At 55.2% G+C, this 21,185-nt stretch carries 18 protein-coding genes; 10 read left to right on the top strand and 8 right to left on the bottom strand.

Going from position 1 to position 21,185, the window contains the following annotated elements; translation table 11 throughout:
* The first annotated feature begins 15 nt into the window (after positions 1–15).
* Positions 16–735: a hypothetical protein gene (locus tag FJ695_RS09730; protein ID WP_141185261.1), complete on the top strand. Its 720-nt coding sequence runs from the start codon at positions 16–18 to the stop codon at positions 733–735.
* A 2-nt stretch (positions 736–737) separates the two neighbouring features.
* Here the strand turns inward: FJ695_RS09730 and FJ695_RS09725 are convergent, their stop codons facing one another.
* Positions 738–1,412 (bottom strand): GntR family transcriptional regulator, encoded by a 675-nt coding sequence (locus FJ695_RS09725; protein WP_141185260.1) that lies wholly within the window; start codon positions 1,410–1,412, stop codon positions 738–740.
* Complete coding sequence (locus FJ695_RS09720) at positions 1,405–2,442, bottom strand: Gfo/Idh/MocA family protein (RefSeq protein ID WP_141185259.1); 1,038 nt, start codon at positions 2,440–2,442, stop codon at positions 1,405–1,407. The genes FJ695_RS09725 and FJ695_RS09720 overlap by 8 nt, the downstream gene beginning before the upstream one ends.
* 179 nt (positions 2,443–2,621) lie before the next feature.
* On the opposite strand from FJ695_RS09720, the gene FJ695_RS09715 reads away from it, so the two are divergent.
* The 8 genes from FJ695_RS09715 (at position 2,622) to FJ695_RS09680 (ending at position 9,615) form a co-directional block, all read left to right on the top strand.
* The gene (locus tag FJ695_RS09715) at positions 2,622–3,635 is read left to right on the top strand and encodes a TRAP transporter substrate-binding protein (protein WP_141185258.1); all 1,014 of its coding nucleotides are present in this window, start codon (positions 2,622–2,624) and stop codon (positions 3,633–3,635) included.
* 81 nt (positions 3,636–3,716) lie between these two features.
* Positions 3,717–4,247 (top strand): TRAP transporter small permease, encoded by a 531-nt coding sequence (locus tag FJ695_RS09710; RefSeq protein ID WP_141185257.1) that lies wholly within the window; start codon positions 3,717–3,719, stop codon positions 4,245–4,247.
* Positions 4,244–5,527 (top strand): TRAP transporter large permease, encoded by a 1,284-nt coding sequence (locus tag FJ695_RS09705; protein WP_141185256.1) that lies wholly within the window; start codon positions 4,244–4,246, stop codon positions 5,525–5,527. The genes FJ695_RS09710 and FJ695_RS09705 overlap by 4 nt, the downstream gene beginning before the upstream one ends.
* Before the next feature lie 14 nt (positions 5,528–5,541).
* A complete protein-coding gene (locus tag FJ695_RS09700; RefSeq protein WP_141185255.1) occupies positions 5,542–5,832 on the top strand; it encodes a putative quinol monooxygenase in 291 nt (96 codons plus the stop codon).
* Positions 5,829–6,626, top strand: a complete 798-nt coding sequence (locus FJ695_RS09695) for an N-acyl homoserine lactonase family protein (protein WP_141185254.1) — start codon at positions 5,829–5,831, stop codon at positions 6,624–6,626. Before FJ695_RS09700 ends, FJ695_RS09695 begins: the two co-directional genes overlap by 4 nt.
* Complete coding sequence (gene otnK / locus FJ695_RS09690; RefSeq protein ID WP_141185253.1) at positions 6,623–7,855, top strand: 3-oxo-tetronate kinase; 1,233 nt, start codon at positions 6,623–6,625, stop codon at positions 7,853–7,855. The genes FJ695_RS09695 and otnK overlap by 4 nt, the downstream gene beginning before the upstream one ends.
* Positions 7,852–8,499, top strand: a complete 648-nt coding sequence (gene otnC, locus FJ695_RS09685; RefSeq protein WP_141185252.1) for a 3-oxo-tetronate 4-phosphate decarboxylase — start codon at positions 7,852–7,854, stop codon at positions 8,497–8,499. Before otnK ends, otnC begins: the two co-directional genes overlap by 4 nt.
* Positions 8,500–8,508: 9 nt before the next feature.
* Positions 8,509–9,615 (top strand): isocitrate/isopropylmalate dehydrogenase family protein, encoded by a 1,107-nt coding sequence (locus FJ695_RS09680; protein ID WP_141185251.1) that lies wholly within the window; start codon positions 8,509–8,511, stop codon positions 9,613–9,615.
* Positions 9,616–9,645: 30 nt separating this feature from the next.
* On the opposite strand, the gene FJ695_RS09675 is transcribed toward FJ695_RS09680, so the two are convergent.
* From FJ695_RS09675 to FJ695_RS09665, 3 genes are all read right to left on the bottom strand, one after another.
* On the bottom strand, positions 9,646–10,911 hold the full coding sequence (locus FJ695_RS09675; protein ID WP_141185250.1) for an ABC transporter permease subunit: 1,266 nt from the start codon (positions 10,909–10,911) through the stop codon (positions 9,646–9,648).
* Positions 10,908–11,684, bottom strand: coding sequence for an ABC transporter ATP-binding protein (locus FJ695_RS09670; protein ID WP_247653858.1), 777 nt, complete (start codon positions 11,682–11,684; stop codon positions 10,908–10,910). The genes FJ695_RS09675 and FJ695_RS09670 overlap by 4 nt, the downstream gene beginning before the upstream one ends.
* Before the next feature lie 101 nt (positions 11,685–11,785).
* Positions 11,786–12,784 (bottom strand): ABC transporter substrate-binding protein, encoded by a 999-nt coding sequence (locus FJ695_RS09665; protein WP_141185248.1) that lies wholly within the window; start codon positions 12,782–12,784, stop codon positions 11,786–11,788.
* Between the two features lie 344 nt (positions 12,785–13,128).
* On the opposite strand from FJ695_RS09665, the gene FJ695_RS09660 reads away from it, so the two are divergent.
* Positions 13,129–14,511, top strand: coding sequence for an aspartate aminotransferase family protein (locus tag FJ695_RS09660; RefSeq protein ID WP_305778401.1), 1,383 nt, complete (start codon positions 13,129–13,131; stop codon positions 14,509–14,511).
* Positions 14,512–14,650: 139 nt separating this feature from the next.
* Here the strand turns inward: FJ695_RS09660 and FJ695_RS09655 are convergent, their stop codons facing one another.
* Genes FJ695_RS09655 through FJ695_RS09645 form a run of 3 tightly spaced genes read right to left on the bottom strand, consistent with a single transcriptional unit; the run spans position 14,651 to position 21,179 of the window.
* On the bottom strand, positions 14,651–16,204 hold the full coding sequence (locus tag FJ695_RS09655; protein ID WP_247653815.1) for a trimethylamine methyltransferase family protein: 1,554 nt from the start codon (positions 16,202–16,204) through the stop codon (positions 14,651–14,653).
* A gap of 31 nt (positions 16,205–16,235) precedes the next feature.
* Entirely contained in the window at positions 16,236–18,677 is a 2,442-nt protein-coding gene (locus FJ695_RS09650; protein WP_141185246.1) for an FAD-dependent oxidoreductase, read from the bottom strand.
* A gap of 54 nt (positions 18,678–18,731) precedes the next feature.
* Positions 18,732–21,179 (bottom strand): FAD-dependent oxidoreductase, encoded by a 2,448-nt coding sequence (locus FJ695_RS09645; protein WP_141185245.1) that lies wholly within the window; start codon positions 21,177–21,179, stop codon positions 18,732–18,734.
* Between the last annotated feature and the right edge of the window lie 6 nt (positions 21,180–21,185).

The following is a 21,185-nucleotide window of genomic DNA, read 5'->3' as shown; positions in this document are numbered from 1 at the left end:
AAAGGCATATTTGAAATGATTACGACAAAACCAGACGCTGACAAAATCATTGCTGAACGCAACACCGTCCGCAGGTTTACGGTGTCCGAAGGAACAGTGATCCGTGCTGCGATTTTCATTATGTTTGCGTTTCCAGTTCTGCTCTTGGCCGCCGTGTTTTTGCAGCCGTTTGCCGAACCGAAATGGATGTTCCTCGATCCCCTAGCAGCTGCTGAAATGGCTCCCGAATGCTGCCATGTCTATTATGGTTTCATATCCAACATCGGTTTGGTTTTCTGGATCGGAACGGCAGCCGTCTGTCTCGTCGTTGGGCTGGCTTTTTGGGCGGTGTCCGGAGCCGATCGCTTCACACGCTTTGCGTTGAGTGCCGGTTGCCTGTCCGGCTGGATCGGGCTCGATGACATGTTCCTGGTTCATGAAAAAGTCATGCCAAAACTAGGTGTTCCTCAAGAACTGGTAATGATTATCTACCTTGCTCTAGCTGCTCTTTATGTCGCCGTTAGCTGGCGTTTTATCTTCGCTCAGAGTTGGTGGATCTTGGTCTTGGGGGCAGCTGCACTTGGGCTTTCCATGTTTGTCGATCAGTTTTTTCACAGCGTTGAGGCGGGGATCGTATACTTGGAAGACAGCGCCAAGTTTTTCGGCATTATGTGTTGGAGCACATTCCATCTGCTGGCCGTGTTTGAGCACTTGTGTGCAAGACTCCAGCCGAAAGAACGCGGCTCGCTGAGCTAGTACTAAAGCTGAAACAGCTTGTGCTTTTTCAATAGTTCGATCAGCACTTCCCGGGCGTGCTGACGGTGGCTGTGGTGCCGCTCACGCGCCAAGTTGGCATCACCTTTTCGGATCGCATCAAAAACAGCTCTGTGATCCTCATTGGATTTGAGCGGCAGCGGCCGGATGTAGAGCGTCATGGCACGCGCCCGGCGCACCTGGTTGGCCATCATCGCAACGATGGTCTGAATCCGAGAATTGCCGCCAAGACGGACCAATTCCGTATGAAACGCGTCATCGGCCAACGCCCAGGCTTCCCGGTCCTCGTCGGCCAGCGCTTTCTCCATGGCCTCAATCGCCTTTTTGAGGTCGGCCAGATCCGCGTCCTTGTAGCCACGTCTGGCTGCTTCTTCGGCTGCCAGGCTCTCAAGCTCTGTTAGGACAGCATAGATTTCTTCCATATCCTTGAGAGACAAAGTGACGATCCGTACACCTTTGCGCGGGCGTACTTCCAGCAAACCTTGCTGCGCGAGCATTAAAGTCGCTTCCCGGACCGGAGTTCGGGACATCCCCAAACGTCCGGCAAGTTCGCTTTCAAGATGATCGGACCCCGCCGCCAATTCGCCATCAAAAATCAGTTGCCGGATTTTTTCCATGGCCTGCGTTGTGATGGTTTTTTGTTTTGGGGTTTCAAGCATGGGCGAAGTCCCGGATTTTTCGCTCCTGACGGTCGGAGTCGTAGATTGCCTGTTCGATGACAATGACCCTCAAATACTCTCTTGCCTGATTCTCAAGGGGTTTTCCGTCCAAAATCCCATCAACCACGTGCGCGATCAGGTTTTTCACACAATCACCGCCAAATCCTGGCCATTTTTTGGCTGCCAGAAGGTCTTTTTCAGCCTGATCGCCAAAACGCCGTAGCTTTACCGAACCTTCTCCGGTCAAAGCGAGTGTGCCTTCGGTTCCTTCAATCAGGGCTTCGCCCAAAGTTGTCCGGCAGTTTTCAGCTGCATGATCTAGCAACCGATTGCCATCAAAGAGCGCACGGACCCCATTGTCGTAATCGAAGACAAAATAGCCAGCGTCTTCTCCTTTGATGACCGGGTTCATCTTGCGCAAATCTGCATAGACCGCAGACGGCTCGCCAAGAAGGAATAGGAAAGTATCAATCCAGTGGACCCCCGTTTCGTGGATCAAAAGTTTTGGCATCTCCTGGAAGTAGGGTTGCCGGTCAAGATAGGCATGAGGGCCCTGCCCGTCGCCAGTTCTCAACCGGAACGTCAGTTGAAGCACATCGCCAATCAATTTGGTGTCCAGCGCTTGTTTAATCGTCCGGTACCATGGCTGGAACCGAAAATTTTCATGGATGACCAACGTAACACCGGCATCTTCAGCGAGCCGGGTTGCCGCTTGTGCTTCATCTAGAGACAAGCAAAACGGCTTCTGACAGATGACCGTGTTCACGCCATGTTCGATGGCAAGCTTGATTGCTTCATAATGCGTTTGCGGCGGTGTGATGATGTCCAGGAGGTCTGGCTGCGCCATGGTTAGCATGGACGCCAAATCCGTAAAGGCGGCTAGGCCAGTGGCCACTGCCTTATCCCGGCCCTGATCGCACGCGCCAACCAGGCGGGTACGGTCGATCTTGCGCCAGGCCTCATAGTGAAATCCGGCAAAATACCCCGCTCCCAAACAGGCGACCCTTAGCGGCTCGGCGCCATTCTTCATTCTTTCCTCCTGCACACCAATTGAGCGCGTGGTTCGCGGTTCCCGCAGCGAGGCAGCTGCAATCACCCCTTGCGGATTCTTGATAGTCGACCTTGCTGCCGTTGACAAGGGATTGAATTATGTATACGCAATGAAATGTGCAAATCAATACGGCTCGAGGGCCGTGGGAGGAGTTTGAAATGATTGACAAGAAATCCCTTGGTCGTTTGCTGGCTGGTGCAGCAATACTCGCCGTAGGCATGAGCAGTGCGATCGCGGCTGAAAAACTGCGGTTCAGCCACACCGACAATCCAGGCGGTTCCCGCCAGGCAGCTGCTGAACTGTTTGCTGAGAAAGTCGCCGAATACACAGACGGCCGCTATGAAGTGCAGATCTTCCCGTCAGGTCAGCTCGCCAACGATCCTAAAGCCATCGAAATGCTGCAACTGGGCGGCATCGACTTCACCGTTTCGGCCACGGGCAGCTATGCAACCCACCTGCCATCCCTCAACCTGACCGCCATGCCATTCCTTGTCGACACCTACGAGCAAGGCTGGGAGCTTTACGACAAGTCAGCCTGGCTCCAAGGTGAGTTTGAAAAACTTCCAAGCAAAGGTTTCCGCGTATTATCCACTTGGGAAGCTGGGTTCCGCAGCTTCACAACCAACGAACCGCTGACGTCTCCAAAAGACGCAGAATCCATGAAAATGCGCGTTTTCCCGAACGACATGATCCGCTGGTCCATGGAAGCCATCGGTTTCCAGACCGTCGTTATGCCGATCACGGATGTGTATCTGTCGATCCAGCAAGGTATCGTGAACGGTCAGGAAAACCCGGTCGACACCATCAAGTCGCTGCGCTTTTATGAAGTTGCGCCGAACATCACACTGACCCGTCACGTTTACAGCCCTCTACCGCTAACAGTGGCAGAGAAAACCTGGCAGTCATTCTCGGCAGATGATCAGTTAGCTATCCGGAAAGCAGCGGCGGAATCGGCAGCCTTCAGCCGAAATCTCGTCAAGAGTTCGGTTGATAGCCAGCTGACTGAAATGCAGGAAGACGGTGCGTCGGTCAGCGTTCCGGAGATTGGGCCGTTCCGTGAAGCGGTTCAGCCGGTCTACGCAAAAGCAAAGGATGTTTACGGCGCCGAAGCCGTCGACAAGATCCTGGCCGACGCGGCGACGATCCGGGAAGCACTCCCAGCCCAGAACTGACCAATCCGTAGGGGCTAACTGAACCGGAACCTTATCGTAGAACCCGTGAGGTTCCGGTCTTTTTCCTGAAAGTGAAATTCCTTGGACTACCGAGATCATTATCCGGCTGCGCTTCGCTGGCTCAGCCATCTGGTCGACTTTTGCCTTGCGCTTGGCGGCATCGCGATCATCACACTTGTTTTCTGCAACGCGTCTCTGAGAGGCTTTGCCGGATTTGACCTGGCCTGGTCTCTTGAGGTCACCAGTTTCCTACTGCTGTGGAGCACCTTTATCGGATGTTCGGCGGCTATTGCGCGCGGAGCGCACATGCGGGTCACTGAGATCGTTGAGAAACTGCTGCCGACATCCGTCCAGCGCAGCTTGTCGGTCCTGATTGATGTGATCATTGCGGGCCTTTTGATCAGCCTGATCTACACCGGCTACCACATCTCCGTTCATACATGGGCGCAGAAAACCACCGTACTCTATTGGCCGGTCGGACTACTCTATGCCTCCATGCCTGCCGGTATGACCATCAGCCTGATTTTCCATCTGTTCAACATGACATACGACCTGCGCAATCCGGTCGTCCCCCATGCCGCCCACTCTGATGGCGGGGAGGCAGTCACATGATCCTTCTGTTTGTTGTCGCGGTTTTCCTGACCACGGTTTTCCTGGGTATTCCGCTTGTCTGGGCCATCCTTCTGACAGCCGTGCTACCAATTTTTTTCTTTGATCTCGGCTATCCGCTTCAGGCCTTGTTCCTGAATTTCATTGGCGGTGTGGAACCGAACCACTTCCTGGCAATTCCGCTGTTTATCGTAGCCGGCGAGATGATGAGCCGCGGCGGTGTCGGCCTGCGCATCATTGGCTTTGCCCGCGCCGCCTTCGGCTTCATGGCCGGCGGCCTTGGGATGGTTGTCGTGGGTGCCTCGATGATTTTCGGCGGCATTTCCGGATCGGCCATCGCCGATTCCGCAGCCATTGGCTCCGTCATGATCAAGAACATGTCGCGCGAGGGCTACAACACTGCTTTTGCCGCCGGTCTGGTGGCTGCTGCTGGCACCATCGGCATTATCATTCCGCCGTCCATTCCAATGCTGATCTACGGTTTTGTCGGCAGCGTGTCCGTCGCCGACCTCTTTCTGGCCGGCATGGTCCCCGGCATCTTGTTCGGCGCAATGTTCATGGGTGTCTGTTATTACGTTGGCAAGACATCCAAGTGTGACCCCGGCGGCCGCACAACAAGCTTAAATGAACTGGTGTCATCCTTCATCGGCACCGCCCCGGCGCTGTTCATGCCTGTGCTCATTCTCGGCGGTATCTTTACCGGCTGGGTCACGCCGACCGAAGCCGCAGCGCTTGCTGTGATCTACGGTCTGTTTGTCACCACGGTGGTCTACCGGGACTTTAAGCTGCGTGATCTACCCCGACTGATGGTCGACTCTTTCGTGACCAGCGCCGTGGTTATGGTTGTGATTGGCGCGACGACTGTTCTTGGTTGGCTGATCACCCTGGAACAAATGCCTCAGATCCTGGTCGGCTTCGTTCAAGACTTCTCGTCCAGCCCCTGGATGTTCTTGCTCCTCGTCAACATCGTGCTTTTGGTTCTTGGACTTGTCCTGGATCCGGTCCCTGCGATCTTGCTGACAGCACCGCTGTTCCTGCCGACTGCCAAAGCCTTTGGTGTCGATCCAGTGCATCTCGGTGTCATCATGACTTGTAACGTGGCGGTCGGGCTGTTCACGCCGCCAGTTGGAGCAACGCTCTACGTCGCTTCACGGATCTCTGGCGTCGGTGTCTTGTCGATTGCCCGCAATATGGCCTCGCTCTACATCGCGGCGATCGCGGCTCTCCTGGCAGTGACCTATCTGCCGTTCATCTCCATGTCTATGGTGTATTTGTTCCGATGAAAGGGGAGCAATCGATGTTCGCAGTTACAGTGATGTTTGAAATTAAGGCATCGCATGTCAACGACTTCCTGCCTCTCATGACCGCCAACGCAAAAGCATCCTTGAAGGAAGAACCCGGCTGCCGGCAGTTTGATGTGTGTTGCAATCCGGCAAAACTCCACGAGGTTTTCCTCTATGAGCTCTATGACGATGAAGCGGCTTTCAGAGCACACCTTCTGACTCGGCACTTCAAGGTCTTTGATGCCAAGGTGGCTTCGATGGTTGCAAACAAGACAGTGCAGACCTTTACACAGGTGATCCAATGACGCCCTGGGAAGTCTATGCGGTCAAGTATGCGGACAGAAATGCCCGCATGCGCAAAGACAGCTTCATTTTTGAAGACAATCACGATGCTCCCCATCCAATGGACTATTTCATCTGGGTCCTACGGCGCGGGGACGAGGTTCTTCTTGTCGACACAGGTTACGACCATGAGGAAGGAAAGGACCGTGGCCGGCCCGTCCTCATGAATCCGGCCGAAGCGCTGGCGCCACTTGGCATTACGACTGAAAACATTTCGACCATCATCGTCACGCATCTTCATTATGACCATGCCGGTGGGCTCAAGCATTTCCCCAATGCCACAATTCATCTGCAAGAAGCCGAGATGACTTATGCGACTGGGCCTTGCATGTGTCACGACGCCCTGAAACACCCGTTCACGGCTGAGCATGTGTGCGAAGCGGTCAAACGGCTCTATTCCGGCCGCCTGGTGTTTCATAACGGCAGCTCGGAAGTGCGTGAAGGTATTCTGGTCCACCGGATTGGCGGGCACAGCAAAGGCCTGCAAGCCGTTCAGGTCATGACCGCATCCGGCTGGCTGTGTCTTGCTTCTGATGCCTCCCATTTTTACGAGAATTTCTTGGAAGAAAAACCGTTCCCAATCGTCGCTGACCTGAAAGAAATGCTGGACGGGTTCAGAACAATCCAAACGCTCGCCAGTTCCGTTGATCTTGTGGTTCCAGGCCATGATCCGTTGGTACGGGAGTTGTTCCCGGTTCATGGACCGGACCATATTGTCCGGCTGGACAATGGGCCATTGAAGGGGATCGGGGTATGAAACTGGGTGTCGTTGCCGACGACTTTACCGGCGCCTCTGATATTGCCTTGATGATTTCGGAAGGCGGCATGCCAACCGTTCAATATGTTGGCATTCCAAACCGACCTGCAGATCCCGGTTTCAGCGCCGGTGTCATCAGTTTGAAATCGCGCACAATTGCCGCGCGCGACGCCGTTCAACAATCACTGGATGCCTGTGACTGGTTGAGCGCCCAAGGCTGCGAACAGATTATCTTCAAATTCTGTTCCACCTTCGATTCCACGGATGATGGCAACATTGGTCCAGTCGCAGAGGCCTTGGCCGACCGGCTTGGCGAAACGTCGGTGCTTGTCTGCCCGGCATTTCCTGAAAATGGCCGGACCGTCTATCAGGGGCATCTCTTTGTCCACGACAAGCTCCTGAGTGAAAGCGGGATGCAGCATCACCCGCTCACGCCAATGACCGATCCTGACATCCGGCGCGTCCTTACCCGCCAAACCAGCTGGCAGATCGGTCATGTCCCCCTATCCGTGGTCGATAGCGGTGCGGCAGCAATCCAGACTGCGACCAGCAGCCAATCTAAAACCATGTTTATTGTCGATGCAGTCAGCGACGCCGATCTCATTACCATTGGACAAGCAGCCGCGAACCGAAAGCTTGTCGCGGGTGGCTCGGGTATTGCGCTTGGCCTTGCCGAGAACTTGACCGCATCGCAAAGCCGCAGTCACTGGAACGGCTGCAGCGGTAAAGCGGCAGTGCTCTCTGGTTCGTGTTCGAATGCAACTCGGCAACAAGTCGCGAAGTACCAAACCAAGGCGCCATTCCGCGAACTGGCTGCAAGTGACATCATGAACGGTAAGGTCGAAATTGCCGAAATTGTTGATTGGACAATGCAACAAGACACACCGCCCCTGCTTTTTACATCAGCAGACCCAACAATCGTCAAGGAAGCTCAACGAATTCATGGGCGGGTTGAAAGCGCGGCAGCGATTGAAACCTTGTTTCACAAGCTGGCAGCTGCCTTGTCAGAGGCCGGGGTCAATCGCATTGTGGTTGCCGGAGGAGAAACCTCCGGGGCTGTTGTCTCCGGACTTAAAGCCGATACGCTAGAAATCGGCCCCAAAATTGCGGCTGGTGTTCCGGCACTGAAAGTTTCCGGCCAACCGCTCGCGCTCGCCCTGAAATCCGGAAATTTTGGTGGTCCGGACTTCTTCTCAGAAGCTCTGGAAATTCTGGAGCAAACCGCATGAGTGAGACGACCCAGGCCCGCGAAAAAATCACGCAGATGGCAAAGTCAATGTTTGACCGCGGCCTAACCCATGGTTCAACAGGCAACATTTCCATGCGCCTCAGCGATGGCAGCTTGCTGGTGACACCAACGGGGTCATCTATGGGGTTTCTCGATCCAGAGCGGATCAGCCACCTCTCAGAAGACGGCACCCTTCTGTCGGGCGACAAACCAACCAAAGAGATGCCGCTTCATTCGGCTTTTTATCAAACACGAGCCGCAACCGGAGCCGTAGTTCATCTTCATTCCTGCCATTCGGTTGCCCTCTCACTCCTACCCGGCATTGATCCGGACAATGTGCTTCCGCCACTGACGGCCTATGGGATCATGCAACTGGGAAAGGTCAAACTGCTGCCGTTTTTTGTGCCCGGCGATCCCGAAATGGGCAACGCAGTCCGGGGATTGGCCGGAAAACGCTCCGCGGTGCTGCTGGCTAATCACGGTCCTGTTGTTGCGGGTAAGGATTTGGAAGCCGCTGTTTTTGCGATGGAAGAATTGGAAGCCAACGCCCGTCTTGCCGTGCTCCTGCACGGCATGCCGGTGGCAGCCCTCACCCCGGATCAGATTTCCCGGGTTATAGACCGTTTTGATGTAGATTGGACTTAAGGACCGGCCATGAGAATTGCCCTAATCAAAGGTGACGGGATCGGCGTTGATGTGGCGGAAGCTGCAATAGCTGTTGTTGAGGCTGCTCTTGCCAAGACGGGTCAGCTCCCCCCCAGGTACGACGAAATCCAAGCTGGTGCCGGCTATTACAAGGAAACGCAACACGACATTGAGCCGGGCGGTGAAGACCGAGCGGAAGCTGCCGATGCGATCTTTCTTGGAGCGATCGGACTGCCCTCAATCCGCCATGCCGATGGCACGGAAATATCACCACACTTGCGCCTGCGCGACAGGTTCGAGCTTTATGCCGGTGTCCGCCCTGTAAAAGCCTATCCGAACGCCCCACAACGCTTGGCCGATCCGCGCGCGGCCAACATTGATCTGATAATCTTGCGAGAGTCGACCGAAGGACTATTTTACTCCGCTGCCACCCACAACCGTACTTTGCTCGCCAATGACGACGAAGTTCGAGACGTCCTGCGTATTACCCGCAAGACGACCACAAAGCTGCATGAGTTTGCCTTCAACCTTGCCCGCAAACGCCGGGACAAGGGCAGTGCCGGCACGCTGACTTGTGTCGACAAGGCCAATGTTTTCACCTCCCTCGCCTTCTTCCGTCAGATCTTCGATGAGGTACGGCAAAACCATCCTGATGTTGCGGTCGGTTACAATTATGTCGACGCGCAAGCTTTGGATCTTGTCCGCAAGCCCTGGGACTTTGATGTGCTGGTGATGGAAAACATGTTCGGCGATATCCTGTCTGATCTCGCTGGCGGCCTTGTCGGGGGCATGGGCATGGCTGCCTGTGCCGAAATTGGCGACAAGAATGGTCTATTCCAGCCGGCGCACGGCAGCGCCCCGGATATCATTGGGCAAGATAAGGCCAATCCGCTCGCTGCGATCCTGAGCGGTGCCTTGATGCTGGATTATGTGGCAGAAACGCAAGACCAACCAGCGCTATCGGACGCGGCTGACCTTATCAATGCGGCAGTCGAAACAGGCTTTCAGAACAACATGCTGCGGCCGATGGAATTTGGCGGTGACATGGGAACACGTGCGATCACGAAAACACTGATTTCCGTCATTTCCGAAACAGCTCAGGTGGCCGCGCAGTAGAACTGCGCGGCTCACTTTGAAGGATAATTGTCAGCTGCGTCCTTTCCAGGGGACAAGCCAGCTCTCGGCACGGCGCATCAAAACATCAATGGCAAAACCAATCACACCGATGAGTACAATGCCCATGATTACAATGTCGGTCAGCTGAAACTTGCTGGCCGCCACAATCATCTTGCCGGCCCCCTTTTCTGCTGCCACCAGTTCGGCAGCAACAACCGTTCCCCAGCAAACACCCATGGCGACCCGCGCACCGGTAAAGATTTCGGGCAGCGAGTTCGGCACGATCACATGCATAAGGATCTGCAGTTTTGAGGCACCAAGCGAATAGGCTGCATGGACCTTGGATATGTTGACACCCGACACACCAGCGCGGGCGGCAATAGTCATGATCCAAAGAGCGGCGAGGAACAACAAAATGATCTTCCCAGACTCACCAATACCGAACCAGATGATCACCAGCGGGATGAGAGCCAGCGGCGGAACGGGACGCATGAATTCTACAATTGGGTCGAACCAGCCACGGAACCAGCCGGACAGCCCCATGGCATAGCCAAGTGGAATACCAATCAGACTGCCGAGCACAAAACCTGCAAAGACGCGGAGCAGCGACCATCCTAGATGTTCCACCAGGGTAATGCCCTGATACCCCTCGCCAAATATTTCGACATAGCGATTCCAGACAGCTTCTGGTGACGGCAGCCAGATCGGCTCCATCTGCATGCCTTTGTCCGGTGTGAAATTCAGCGACCCCTTTGCTGTTAGTGCGACAGAGCCGTCGGCAACTTCAACCGGAGAGCCGACGGAAATCGGCTGTCCGTCAATGGCGATGATCTTGAAGCCGTCTTCTTTATAGCCGGTGTCATTGCGGTTGACTTTGATCAGACCGCTGCGCCAGGCCGCAATACTATCGACATCGTTCTGGGCAAAACCGCTGCTTGACGCCGGTTCAGGCAGCTCTACCTTCTCGTCCAGTTTGTGAACAACGACCGTAACCGTTGCGCTGTCGGTCGCTCCAGATGCATCTTCAGCGGTGTACGTGAACTCCGTCGTGCCGATAAATGGGCCCGGAACGTGGATCGGAGTTAACTTGGACCCTGTGAAGGCTGCCCAGATGAAGAACACTGCCAAGACAGAAATGACTGAAGCGACGCGGTTCGCTTTGACGGCGCTTTCATCTCCGAAAGTCACTGTCTTCAAACTGGTGAAATCGATCCGGTGCACAAGCCTGATGGTTATAAACCGGACAATGAGAAATGCGGCGATAAAGATCACGATGTAGGCAAGGAGAATGGTCATTCGGCAGCCTCCGCCCGGCCCATGATCTCTTCTTCCATTTCCCAGATCATATTGAGGATCTCATCCCGCGTTTCTGAAAAGCCTTTCTGCTTTTTCACAGCTCGCAGATCCGCGTTCACCGCGCTATCGGCGAAGGGCAATTGATATTCCTTATGAATTCGCCCCGGACGCGGCGCCATCACCAAAAGCCTTTCGCCAAGCAGCAAAGCTTCTTCAACCGAGTGAGTGATAAGAATGACGGTTTTGCCGGTTTCCTTCCAAAGTTTCAGAACCAGTCCTTGCATCTTTTCCCGGGTCAAAGCGTCGAGCGCCCCGAGCGGCTCGTCCATCAGGATCACATCGGGTTCATTGGCAAGACACCTGGCCAGCGCTACACGCTGCTGCATCCCGCCGGAGAGTTCATAAACTGCCTTCTCCTTAAAGTCCTGCAGCCCAACAATTTCCAACAAGTGATCGGTGATTTCGTCCCGCCGTTTTTTAGGCATGCCTTTCATGCGCGGCCCAAAATCAACATTTGACCGGACATTCATCCACTCAAACAGAGCCCCTTTTTGGAACACCATGCCACGCTCAGGAGCCGGGCCGGTGACCACGTCGCCGTTCAGCACCACCTGGCCTTCTGTCGGCGCTAAAAACCCTGCCAGAATGTTCAGCAACGTCGTCTTGCCGCAGCCGGAAGGCCCCAGTACCGACAGCAGTTCACCATCTTTTAATGTCAGGGAAACGTCTTTGAGCGCTTGAATGGAGCTGCCGTTCGGCAGATCGAAGCGCATCGAAATATTCTCAAGTATCAGCGGCACGTTACACTCCCGGTAGCCCAACCCTGGAGATGCAGCGGACCAAGCCCGCTGCATCGTGTCAGCCAGATCGCAATTTACATTTTCGAAGCTGCGCCAAGCGGTGACGTGTCAACAGCGCCCTCATAAGAGTCGCGGGCAGAAGGAATGCTTCCAGCTTTCACGAAGACCTCAGCAACACCCTTCATGAAATTCTGGGACCCGCCACCCAGCCATTTACCGCTAAGCTGGTCATCCACATTGGGGAACTCGAAAGTTGCCATTGTGCTTGCTGTGTCATCTTCCGACATACCAGCATCTTTTGCAATCACAGGCAGCATTTCCGCCGTGTTATCGCCCGAGTTCCACATAGCGTTGGCATCTGCGGTGACTTTAAGGAACTTCGCCAGAGTTTCGCTCTCTTCAGCAACAAATGAAGCAGGAGCCGATGTCACATCGAACACCAGGATACCAAGTTCTTCCTTTTCCTTACCAGTCAGGAGAACATTGCCATGCTCTTTCATTCGGCGCAGCGCGCCACCCCAGCCACACACCATATCAAGGCTGCCTTGCGCAAAAGCAGCAGCACCATCCGGCGGAGCCATATCGACAATATCCATTGTGTTGATGTCGACGCCAAAATGCTCCATCTGCTTCAAGAAGCCGTAATGCGCAGCCGTTCCGATAGGAACACCGACCTTCTTGCCGGCCAATTCACCTGCGCTGTCTTTGTCGATTTCCAACTTCTCAGCAACGACACAATTGTCATTTTCTGCGTAACTGACAGCAACATCGACAATCTGCAGATCTTGGCCCGCGGATGTGGCGACAACGAATGGCGGCACGCCCTGGCTGACAGCAATCTGAACATCGCCAGAAGCCATGGCGGCGGACATGGCGGTTCCGGTGTCGAAGGACACCCAATTGACCTTCATACCCAGAGCCTCATCATACTTGCCGGTCACCTTGGCATATTGAAATGGCATCGGCCATTCAAGGAAGTAAGCAACAGTCAACTCTTCCGCCGATGCAGGTTGAAACATTCCCATCAAGGCCAAGAGCCCCACAGCACCACCAAGTTTCGATTTCAACGCCATTGTTCCACTCCATCTGTTATTTGCCCTACCGGGAGGTTCCTGAAAATTCGAGATCAGATTCCCGGAAATTGCCACGGTTCTTGTTCTGTTGAGCACGGCAATTCTTCCGCTGCCGTTTATCCGTGAAAAAGCGTATGAGCTGAGATTTCAGCTGGCAAGCAATGGAACAAGTCTGGACTTACACCTGGCAACACACTGGCCCTATTGCGTGGTTGGTGGCTATGCACAGTGACGCAAGATTGTGCATTGCGATGGTTTATCTGCAAAGGAATTTGCGGCTGGCCAACCGCAAAGCTAAGGCCGAAGGCCAAATGGATTTCCACCAAAACCATGGAGGTGTTACCGTGGATGCTGTTCTCGCAAAAAACGACAATTCCGATGTCATTGCAGCCGATAAGGCACACGTTTGGCACCATTTAATTCAGCACAAAGCCTTTGAAACCGTTGATCCCCGGATCATAGTTGAGGGCAAAGGCCTCAAGGTCTGGGATGCGAACGGCAAAGAACACCTTGATGCCGTCTCCGGCGGTGTGTGGACCGTGAATGTCGGATATGGCCGGGAAAGCATCGCCGACGCTGTACGTGACCAGCTTGTGTCGATGAACTTCTTTGCAAATACGCTCGGCTCTGTTCCTGGCGCTCTGTTTGCCGAACGGTTGATCTCTAAAATGCCGGGCATGAGCCGCGTATTTTATTCAAACTCCGGATCAGAGGCGAACGAAAAAGTCTTCAAGATGGTGCGGCAGATTTCTCAGCTGCATCACGGGGGGAAGAAATCGAAAATCCTTTATCGGGACCGGGACTATCACGGTACGACCATCACGGCTTTGTCTGCCGGTGGTCAAGACGAGCGCTCAGCGCATTATGGCCCCTTCACTCCAGGATTTGTTCCTGTCCCGCATTGTTTGGAATACCGCAATCAATATGACAGTGCGGACGCCTACGGCGAGCGAGCTGCCGATGCGATTGAAGAAGTGATCCTGCGCGAAGGACCGGATACAATCGGTGCGATCTGTCTGGAAACTATGACGGCCGGTGGCGGTGTCATTGTTCCGCCCGAAGGGTATTGGGAGCGCGTCCAAGAGATCTGCAAACGGCACCAAATCCTGATCCATCTGGATGAAGTGGTTTGCGGTGTTGGCCGGCTTGGAACTTGGTTCGGCTATCAGCAATTTGGTATCAAACCGGATTTCGTCACCATGGCAAAAGGAGTTGCCTCCGGGTATGCAGCAATCTCCTGCACAGTGACAACGGAAGAAGTCTTTGACATGTTCAAAGATGGTTCAGGCGATCCCCTCAGCTACTTCCGGGACATTTCGACCTATGCCGGATGTGCAGCTGGACCTGCGGCGGCACTTGAAAACATGCGTATCATCGAAGACGAGGGTCTGCTCGACAACACCCTCGCCATGGGCGCACGGCTTATGGAAAATCTGGAAGGCCTAAAAGCCAAACATGCAGTGATCGGCGATGTCCGTGGCCGCGGGTTGTTTGCTGGCGCAGAACTGGTCGCCGACCGGCAAAGCAAGGAACCGGCTGATGAAGCCAAAGTTCAAGCTGTCGTCGGGCATTGTATGGCGCAAGGTGTGATCATCGGCATGACAAACCGGGCATTGCCAGGGTTAAACAACACCCTGTGCCTGGCACCTGCCCTGATCGCGACAGCTGACGACATTGATCAGATCACAAATACGATCGATGAAGCTTTGACTGCGGTTTTCGGCTGAGGCAAGAGCGAACCTAACTCCTCTCCGCCCCGGCGTTTTGTCGACCTCAAAAAAAGACCCCGGCCATTGGCCGGGGGAGTCGAGGGGAAGGATCGAAGTTTTCAACGGCAGCCGACTGATCCGGCTGCCGTTCTAGCTACTAGTTGAAGTAAATGTTCAGGCGGTCGCGGATCGCACGATCAAGGTCTTCTGCAATCTGGCTCGGGGCCGTTGCTAGGATCTCGTTCTTACGTGCGATTGCCTTTTCCAGAAGGATTGGCCGATCCGCTTCCACCCACTCTTTTGGGCTCATGCGGTTGCCAAGGGCCGGGTAGACATATTCTGTCTGCATCAACGCCAGAGTCTGCTCGCTGCCGAGATAGTGGCCGGGACCTTCCAGACAGACCGATTTCATGACCTCGATTGACGTGCTGTCCTCGGTGACATCAATGCCCCGCACAGTTCTCAAAGACTGGCCGAGTACATCGTCACCGAGGATCAGCGATTCCAGACAGAAACCCAGCAGAGACGCGTGCATGCCGACGGCCTCATAGACCATATTCAGACCGGAGAGCCCAGCCAGCGTATTGTTGTTGGCCTGTTCCCAGCCAGCTTGCATGTCCGGCAATTTGGAATCCGAAATACCACCCGCAGCACCACCAGGCAGGTCGTAGAAACGGTGCATTTGGGCACAGCCTGCAGTCAGAAGCGCTTGCTCAGCAGAACCGCCCGACATGGCGCCCGTGCGCAGATCGCTTACAAACGGCCAGGTACCAAAAATCGCCGGATGCCCCGGTTTGATGCTGTTGACATATACGACACCTGCCAAACATTCAGCCACGGCCTGAACAATAGCAGAAGCAATCGGTGCCGGCGCCGTGGCTCCTGCCTGACCAGCGCTGAGCAGCAGAACCGGCATGCCGCCACGGATACAGTGTTCCATGGCAACACAGCTTTCCTCGGCAAACTTCATAGGCGGCACAACAAAACAGTTGGAATTGGAGATGAATGGCCGATCTCGCCAAACATCTTCCCCACCAGCGATTTCGTGGATCAACTCAAAGCATGGCGCCACATAAGAAGGGTCTGAAAAGGACGTGCCAATATGTTTTTGCGTACCGGAACAGCAGGCATAAAGCGTGTTCAGGTCCATTTCCAAATTGTCGGTCACATCCCGGCAGACCATAGCCCGCTGGAAGAAGTGGACATTGTCTAGATTCTGGACAATGCGGGCAGCGTCATAAAGATCTTGCGCGGTCGTTTCCCGGTAGGTGTTGGTTTCCAGGTCGACCAGATGCACGGCCGCGCCACCCGTACCGTAATGAACATTTGATCCGCTGAGGTGCAGGTCGTATTTCGGATCCCTGCCGTGCAGCGTTATGTTGCGGGCCGCCTTTGCCAGCATGTCTTCCACCAGTGCCCGGGGAAACCGCAGACGGCCATCATCGCCAAGGTCCGCACCTGCTGCCGTCATCGCATCGATGCCGGATTGTGGGGCTTGAGACAAGCCGATCACTTCCAATGCTTCGAGTGCAGCCTGGTGAATGCGTTCAACACCGGCATCAGTCATTGGCTTGTAACGCCCACCGCTCATTCCGGGGCGGATTGGCCGGATGTTGTCGGCAAGAGGAGCTGCCCGCAAGGCCTTGCGCGCAGCCCGTCCACCGGAACGCCCGGACCGGCGCGGGGCCGGTGTCATCTCTTCCTGAACCATCGACTCTCCTCCCTTAAGATCGACTTGCGCTTTATGCTTTCACCCGCTCTGACCGCGGGTCGTACATTGGTTTGAGGGACGCCTGAGCAGCAATCCGTTGCCCGGCCACTTCAATTTCGTATGTAGATGCCAAAACATCTGCCGCGCTCTCGCCTTCGCACGGCACATAGCCGAGGCCAGCAGCAGCACCCAACGCATGTGCGTAAGCGCCAGAAGACAAGTAGCCGCAGACTTTGCCGTCGCGCAGGATCGGCTCCGCGTGGTAGAGCATGGGTTCCGGATCCGTCAGCAGGAACTGAACCAATCGGTTTTTAGGACCAGTTTCCTTGCGTTTCAGGACGGCATCGCGGCCAATGAAATCCGGTTTGGCTGTCTTGGCGGCAAAGCCAAGACCGGCGTCAATGACATGATCTTCGCAGGTGATGTCATGGCCGAAGTGCCGGAAGGCCTTTTCCATCCGGCAACTGTCCATAGCGTGAAGACCGCAGAGTTTCAGCCCGTCGTCCTGCCCTGCCTCCCGAAGAGTTTCGAACGCATGAGCAGCAAATTCGGTCGGCACATAGATTTCCCAGCCCAATTCGCCGACATAGCTGACCCGGTGTGCCCGGGCGAGCGCCATACCAATTTCGATGTCTTGAGCGGTGCCGAACGGATTAACCCCATTGGAAAAATCATTCGGCGAAACACGGCCAAGCAAATCCCGGGACTTTGGCCCCATAACCGCCAGAACGGCTTCACCGCTGGTCACATCGGTGAGGACAACCTGATGGTCGCCTATATGCCGGCGCAACCAAGTCTGATCGGCCAGACGGGTCGCGGCCGGGGTGACCATCAGATAGGCGGTCTCGCTAAGCCGTGTAACCGTCACATCCGCCTCGATGCCGCCTTTGCTGTTGAGCATTTGAGTATAAACGATCCGGCCAGCTGGCACGCTCATATCCGCGCCGCAGACATGGTTCAGGAAACGTTCGGCATCCGGTCCTTCAACTCGGATCTTTCCGAACGAACTCATGTCGTAGATGCCAACATTTTCCCGGATCGCCATGTGCTCGCGCGCACTGTTTTCAAACCAATTCTGACGCTTCCAGGAGTATTGATAGGCTGGGTCTTGACCCTGGTCTGCATACCAGTTGGCGCGTTCCCAACCGGAGAGTTCCCCCATCACGGCACCTTGCTCCAAAAGATGCGCGTGAAGCGGTGAACGGCGAATGCCTCGAGCGGTCGCTTTTTGACGGTACGGGAAATGATCTGCGTAAAGTAGTCCCAAGGTTTCCTTGGACCGTTCGAACAAATAGGTCTTGTTCCCCTGGAACGATTGCATGCGGGAAATGTCGACATCACCGAGATCAAACGGTTTTTCGCCGCTATCCATCCAGGCGGCCAGCGCCATTCCGGCCCCTCCAGCGGACTGAATGCCGATGGAATTGAACCCTGCCGCGACCCAGAAGTTTTCCAGTTCCGGCGCCAGTCCTAGATGATAAGCGTCATCCGGCGTGAAGCTTTCCGGCCCATTGAAGAACGTGTGAATGCCCGCTTCGGCCAGCATCGGCATGCGCTCGACAGCGGCTGCCAGGATCGGTTCGAAATGATCGAAGTCCTCCGGCAGCTGATCGAATTCAAACCGGTCGGGAATACCGTTCATGCCCCATGGCTTGGCATTCGGTTCGAACGCCCCAAGCAGCATCTTGCCGGCATCTTCCTTGTAGTAGGCACACTCGTCGGGGACACGCAGGACGGGCAGTTGCCCCAATCCATCAATCTGTTCGGTGACGATATAAAAATGTTCGCAGGCATGAAGCGGAACATTGACCCCGGCCATGCGGCCTACCTCGTGGCCCCACATGCCGCCACAATTGACGACCATGTCGGCCTCAACAAACCCAGTTTCACCCTCGTGTTCCCAGGAAACACCAGTGGCACGGCGGTCTTTGACATCGATCCCGGTTACCTTGACCCGCTCAAGAACCTTGGCACCTTTTTGCCGGGCGCCTTTGGCAAGTGCCAGCGCGATGTTGGCTGGATCGCCCTGCCCATCGAGCGGGAGATAGACGGCCGCTGTGGCTCCATCGGTGCTGACATGCGGATAGCGCTGATTGACTTCTGAAAGCGAAATCTCCTCGACTTCAACACCAAAAGCCCGCGCCATTGAGGCCTGACGGAGGATTTCCTCCCGGCGTTCATCCGTCAGAGCCATAGTGATCGACCCGCATCGCCGGAAGCCTGTCGACAGACCGGTTTCCTCTTCCAGAGAGCCGTAGAGCTCCTGGCTGTATTTGGCGAGGCGGGTCATGTTCTGGGTCGCCCGAAGCTGGGCAATCAGCCCCGCCGCATGCCATGTCGTGCCGCTTGTGAGCTGTTTACGCTCTAAAAGAAGGATGTCGCTCCAGCCCTGCTTTGCCAGATGGTAGGCAACGGAACACCCGATAACACCGCCACCGATAATGACAACACGGGCTTTTGAAGGAATGGCCATGGGACCTCGTCCAAATAGCAATTGATCAAAGTGTCTTGGTCAGACGGCGCGCGTTCAGGCTCTAAGCCTTTGGTTTTGAGGATCCCAAAGCGGACCATCCGGCTGGACAGTCGCAGCGACGCGCTGCCCATAGACTTCAACCTCAAGAGCGGTATCTGGATGGGCCAAATCTTCCCGAACCATGCCAAGCGCCACACAGGCATCAATCCGGAAACCGTAGGCCGCGGACGTTGTCTCGCCCACAATGTTTCCATTCATCCAGATGTTCGACATATACGGCGGATCGATCTCGTCGCTGTCCACCTTGAGTGTCACGAAGCGCTGTTTCGAACCTTGTTGCTTTTCATTCAGCAGCGCGGCTTTACCAGGGAAGTCTTCTTCCTTGTCCAGCTTGGTGAACCGGTCCAGACCGGATTCCAGCAAGGTGTAGTCGGTGCTGAGATCACCCTTCCATGCCCGGTATCCTTTTTCGATCCGCAGGCTGTTGAGAGCATACATTCCAAACGGCGCCGCCCCCGCCTTCGTCACGGCAGCATAAAGCGCAGGAATATCGGCCAGCGGCGCATGGATTTCCCATCCAAGTTCGCCGGCAAAACTCACCCGGTAAAGCTCACATGCGATCCCGGCAACGTGTGCTTTTTGAATACTCAGCCATGGCAAACTAAGATCGGCACTGGTTCCGATCGCTTCGAAAAGCTCCCGTGATTTCGGCCCAGTGACAATGAGAGTCGACAGCTCAGAGGTGATGTCGGTGAGGCTGAGATGATCTGGCATGTGCATGGCAAGGATTTCAAAATCATGCCATTGCGCCGCAGCCGCGGTGATCAATACGAAGTCATCTTCACCGTAGCGAATGATCGACATTTCCGTATGAACCCGGCCCTTCGAGGTCGGGAAGTAGGCAAGCGTCATGCGGCCAATCTTCGGCAACCCACCCGCGATGCGTCCTCGCAGCCAACCTGCAGCTCCCGGCCCGGACAATTTGAAACGTGAAAATCCGGGTAGATCAAGAACGCCGACACCATCCCGAACAGCAAGCGCTTCTTCGCGCACCCGCTCGAACCAAGGCCCCTTCCGCATCCAGGTCTCGGCACCCTCCAATGAGGTATCGTCACCTTCTTTAGCGAACCAATTGGCCCGCTCCCAACCGTTGTAAGCGCCAAACTGGGCGCCAGAAGCTTTCAGGGTCTCATGCACAGGCGAGAGCTTTTTGTCCCGCCCTTCCGGCCATTCGTAATGCGGATAATGCATTGCGTATTCATGGCCATAAATCTCCATTCCTTTGGCAACACAATAGTCGTGGTCGGTGTAATCGGTGTAACGCCGGGGATCGAGTCCCCAACAGTCCCACTCAGTTTCCCCTTCGGTGATCCACTCGGTGAGGATCTTGCCAGCACCACCCGCCTGGGCGATCCCGAAGGTAAACACACAGGCTTCAAAGGCGTTCTTCACACCCGGCATCGGACCGATTAGCGGATTGCCGTCCGGGGCATATGGGATGGGGCCATTAATAACCTTTGAAATTCCAGACTGGCCAAGCAGCGGCACCCGAGCCATGGCATCTTCTATGTACCATTCCAGGCGGTCGAGATCGTCCGGGTAGAGCTGGAAGCTGAAATCATCCGGCATCGGATCATCGGGCGTGATCCAATGTGCTTTACAGTTTCGCTCATACGGCCCGAGGTTCAGGCCGGTGTTTTCCTGGCGCAGATAATAAGACGAATCCACATCCCGAAGGAGCGGCAGTTTTTTGCCACTTTCCTTGGTCCAGGCGGCCAGCTCATCCATCTGTTCAGTCAGGAGATATTGATGGCTCATCACCATCATTGGCACAGTGCGGCCACCATAGGGCTTGAACCATTCACCAACACGCTGCGCGTAATACCCAGCGGCATTAACAACATACTCGCAGCGGATATCTCCCTTTTCGGTCTCTACGATCCATTCATCGTTCTCCCGGCGGACACCAGTCGCGGGTGTAAAGCGCAGGATCTTCTGCCCCATGGCGCGCGCACCTTTTGCCAGCGCCTGGGTAAGCTGGGCCGGATCCATATCGCCGTCAGTGGGATCCCAGAACGCGCCCTCCAGATCATGTGTTTCCAGGAACGGATAAGCGTCCTTAAGGTCCGCAAGCGACATCATGGCTGAGTCAATGCCCTGCCGCCGGGCCATGCTGTTGGCCCGTTCAAACTCCATCATCCGGTTTTTGGAATGCGCCAGCCGAACAGATCCCGTGACATGGTAGTTGATCGGATAGTCCACCTCATCACCCAGCCGCCGGTAGAGCTCGGTGGAATAGCGCTGCATGTTCATGACCGCCCAACTGGACGAGAATGTCGGAATGTTGCCGGCCGCATGCCAGGTACTTCCGGCTGTCAGCTCGTTCTTTTCCAAAAGAACACAATCGTTCCATCCAGCCAGACCAAGATGATAGAGAACCGAGGCACCGACAGCCCCTCCCCCGATGATCACGACACGTGCTGTGCTAGGAAATTCCGACATGGCTGG

The sequence above is a fragment of the Labrenzia sp. PHM005 genome (genome assembly GCF_006517275.1).
Lineage (GTDB): Bacteria > Pseudomonadota > Alphaproteobacteria > Rhizobiales > Stappiaceae > Roseibium.
The sequence above is the reverse complement of the archived record's forward strand: the minus strand, read 5'-3'. Positions and strand labels throughout refer to the sequence as shown.

Bases quoted from the DNA above. Each gene is read 5' to 3' on its own strand.
- FJ695_RS09680 (WP_141185251.1), top strand. From the start codon at position 8,509: ATGAGAATTGCCCTAATCAAAGGTGACGGGATCGGCGTTGATGTGGCG.
- FJ695_RS09655 (WP_247653815.1), bottom strand. From the start codon at position 16,204: ATGGTTCAGGAAGAGATGACACCGGCCCCGCGCCGGTCCGGGCGTTCC.
- FJ695_RS09670 (WP_247653858.1), bottom strand. From the start codon at position 11,684: ATGCGCTTCGATCTGCCGAACGGCAGCTCCATTCAAGCGCTCAAAGAC.
- FJ695_RS09730 (WP_141185261.1), top strand. From the start codon at position 16: ATGATTACGACAAAACCAGACGCTGACAAAATCATTGCTGAACGCAAC.
- FJ695_RS09650 (WP_141185246.1), bottom strand. From the start codon at position 18,677: ATGGCCATTCCTTCAAAAGCCCGTGTTGTCATTATCGGTGGCGGTGTT.
- FJ695_RS09725 (WP_141185260.1), bottom strand. From the start codon at position 1,412: ATGCTTGAAACCCCAAAACAAAAAACCATCACAACGCAGGCCATGGAA.
- otnC (WP_141185252.1), top strand. From the start codon at position 7,852: ATGAGTGAGACGACCCAGGCCCGCGAAAAAATCACGCAGATGGCAAAG.
- FJ695_RS09705 (WP_141185256.1), top strand. From the start codon at position 4,244: ATGATCCTTCTGTTTGTTGTCGCGGTTTTCCTGACCACGGTTTTCCTG.
- FJ695_RS09700 (WP_141185255.1), top strand. From the start codon at position 5,542: ATGTTCGCAGTTACAGTGATGTTTGAAATTAAGGCATCGCATGTCAAC.
- FJ695_RS09645 (WP_141185245.1), bottom strand. From the start codon at position 21,179: ATGTCGGAATTTCCTAGCACAGCACGTGTCGTGATCATCGGGGGAGGG.
- FJ695_RS09675 (WP_141185250.1), bottom strand. From the start codon at position 10,911: ATGACCATTCTCCTTGCCTACATCGTGATCTTTATCGCCGCATTTCTC.
- otnK (WP_141185253.1), top strand. From the start codon at position 6,623: ATGAAACTGGGTGTCGTTGCCGACGACTTTACCGGCGCCTCTGATATT.
- FJ695_RS09695 (WP_141185254.1), top strand. From the start codon at position 5,829: ATGACGCCCTGGGAAGTCTATGCGGTCAAGTATGCGGACAGAAATGCC.
- FJ695_RS09665 (WP_141185248.1), bottom strand. From the start codon at position 12,784: ATGGCGTTGAAATCGAAACTTGGTGGTGCTGTGGGGCTCTTGGCCTTG.
- FJ695_RS09715 (WP_141185258.1), top strand. From the start codon at position 2,622: ATGATTGACAAGAAATCCCTTGGTCGTTTGCTGGCTGGTGCAGCAATA.
- FJ695_RS09720 (WP_141185259.1), bottom strand. From the start codon at position 2,442: ATGAAGAATGGCGCCGAGCCGCTAAGGGTCGCCTGTTTGGGAGCGGGG.